Raw genomic sequence first — 2,611 nt, forward strand, 5'->3', positions numbered from 1 at the left:
AAAAAGAGGCGGGGGCTCGCCGGCGCGCCAGCAACAATCCCCCGACCAGCAGGGTAGATACAAAGGAAGTCACTTACCCCCTATGAGGGGAGGCGCAGTACCCAGCAGACCGAACCCCCCCCCCCCCGCACAACCCCCCCCTCCCCGCACTCCCCCTGTCAGCCCCGCAAAGGCGGGGAACCAGAGCAAGCCGCACCGGCCCGGACAACGGCGCTTGCTCTGCAGACACGCCTGAGCCCCCACCCCACTAAACTGGCTAAAACTTAACCAAACAACACCAAGCTCCAACAAACGCCTCGCAAAATGCGCCCTTTGTCATTGCCTTTTCACCATGACGCAACAAGAATGGACACAAACGAGGAAGCAGGGATGCGCTTAAGCCTGAGATCAGTGACGGGCGGTAGCGTGGGTTTTGCCCAAGGCAAGGTTCTCTTTGATGCAATATCTGCAGCAGCATTCAGGAAGGCAGTTATGACCTAAAAAAGGTTCAGCATGGGCGCAGCTCTTGTTCTTTGCTACCAGCTCTAATTAGAAGGGCAAAAGGCAAGACCTGACCCCATTACCTAACGGCACTAATATTACTTGCTAAAACATACCTCGCTGGCACTTTCTTCACTGCTAATAGAACGTTAGCATTTATCGGATGATAAATCTTAAAATGAGAATTAATATGGATATAGAAAACAAATTGGTTGACATCTTTCGCAGTAGGTCAGCAGGACCCTTTCTTTTCTTGGGGTCAGGGTTCTCAAGAAGATATTTGGGGTTGGAGGATTGGAAGGGGCTTCTCAGCAAGTTTTGTGTAGTAGGCAAGCCATTCGAATACTACTTATCCTCTGCAAATGGAAGCTACCCAAAAGTCGCTGCTTTGCTAGCAAGGGACTTTAATGAATACTGGTGGTCAGCGCCAGAATATTCCCAAAGTGTTGAACGATTCAAATCCAAGATCAAAGACGAAACTTCTGCACTCAGGATTGAAATTTGCAACTACTTAGCAACCCTAGATCAATCTAAAGCAAAAGAATCAGACTATGCAAGCGAAGTTGAATTGTTGGCAAACTTAAATGTCGATGGCGTTATAACAACAAATTGGGATATGTTCATCGAGCAGCTTTTTCCAGAGTATAGAACTTACATCGGACAGGAAGAACTGCTATTTTCAAACCCACAGGAAATCGGTGAGATTTATAAAATCCATGGCTGTTCAACCAGCTCAAATTCATTAATCTTAACTGACGATGATTACAATTCGTTCAATCACAAGAACACTTATTTAGCAGCTAAATTGATCACATTGTTTGTCGAGCACCCAGTAGTGTTTATTGGCTACTCAATTTCTGATGAGAATATTAGCAGCTTATTGAAAGCTATATCTGGTTGTATAGGTAGAGATAATATCGAGCAGCTAAGAAAGAATCTTATTTTTATACAGAGGCTTTCTGAAGGAGAGGAACCTAACATATCAGATACATATCTGACCATTGATGGGATACAGATACCACTGGTACTAGTGAAAACGAATGACTTTTTGCCAGTTTATAAGGCTATACATTCAACTAAAAGAAAAATCCCAGCAAGAGTTTTGAGATATTGTAAAGAGCAGCTGTACGAACTAGTTCAATCATCTGAACCAGAGAAAAAAATTTGTGTCGTTGATATAGATGAAATAGAGACAAAAGATGATGTTGAATTTTTAGTCGGTGTGGGTGTAGCTCAGCAGGAGTTTATTGGGCCATCATCAATTGGCTATGAAAGTATCAGCACAAACGATCTACTTGAAGATTTATTACACGAAAATAAAGACTACGATTGCGAACAGATCCTTAAACATGTAGCCCCCAAGTCCTGTAAGTTAACACCTAATGTTCCTGTATTTATGTATTTATGTATTTAAATAAACTTGGCATTACTAACGAGCAGGATTATAAAAAAAGTGGTTACACTCTAGATAAGGTTGTATTTCGTGATTCAAAGAAATTGCGAATGAATTCATACACAAAGCCTTTCTTTAGAAATTATCGCCATATGGACATAAAGCAAATCATTGATGCCTGCACTCCTGAAAATGCAGCCGCATATATTCCATTTCTAAGCACAGACAAAGTAAATATAGATATGCTTCACCAATTTTTAATTGAGAATGAAGAAAAATTTGACTATGACGTATCCAGCTATGCAAGTAGTTTTAGAAAGCTTGCAGCTCTTTACGACAGATTGAAGTGGGGGTGGTAACGTTTAACAAGTCAACTCCGCCGACCTTCAACACATCGGCTGTTTGAAACGTCACACGTCCCCCAAAAAAACGCCGGCTTCCGCCGGCGTCTTTATTCAATCCTCAAAACCTACCCAACCTACTTCCTCAGTACCCCCTCCTCTACCAGCAGGTCGTAGATGGCTTTGGCGGCGGCCTGGGGGTCGTTGCGGATGATCTGCCCCTTGCCGCCCTGGGCCTTGGCGGTGGCCTGCTTGAAGCGGTCGGCGGCGGTTTTGGCGCTGGCCACTTTCAGGCGTTTGGGCCTGGGTTTGGCGTCCTGCAGGGTCCAGCCGGCGCGGTCGGCGTCGGGCTTGGGCGCGGCCGGTTGCTGTTCGCTGATGCTGCCGCGCCCAAGCC

Annotated in this window: 2 protein-coding genes and 1 pseudogene; 2 read left to right on the forward strand and 1 reads right to left on the reverse strand. The window is 45.2% G+C overall.

The window, feature by feature from the left end; translation table 11 throughout:
• Positions 1 to 670 precede the first annotated feature (670 nt).
• Together CGX12_RS18995 and CGX12_RS20145 are read left to right on the forward strand one after the other, a co-directional pair.
• Positions 671 to 1,894 (forward strand): SIR2 family protein, encoded by a 1,224-nt coding sequence (locus tag CGX12_RS18995; RefSeq protein WP_217898213.1) that lies wholly within the window; start codon positions 671 to 673, stop codon positions 1,892 to 1,894.
• Positions 1,895 to 1,983: 89 nt separating this feature from the next.
• Entirely contained in the window at positions 1,984 to 2,232 is a 249-nt protein-coding gene (locus tag CGX12_RS20145) for a hypothetical protein (RefSeq protein ID WP_217898214.1), read from the forward strand.
• A gap of 119 nt (positions 2,233 to 2,351) precedes the next feature.
• Here CGX12_RS20145 and CGX12_RS19000 read toward each other — a convergent pair.
• Positions 2,352 to 2,611 (reverse strand): annotated as a pseudogene (locus tag CGX12_RS19000) (electron transfer flavoprotein subunit beta); the annotation flags it as partial.

This window comes from Zobellella denitrificans (genome assembly GCF_002237365.1).
GTDB lineage: Bacteria > Pseudomonadota > Gammaproteobacteria > Enterobacterales > Aeromonadaceae > Oceanimonas > Oceanimonas denitrificans.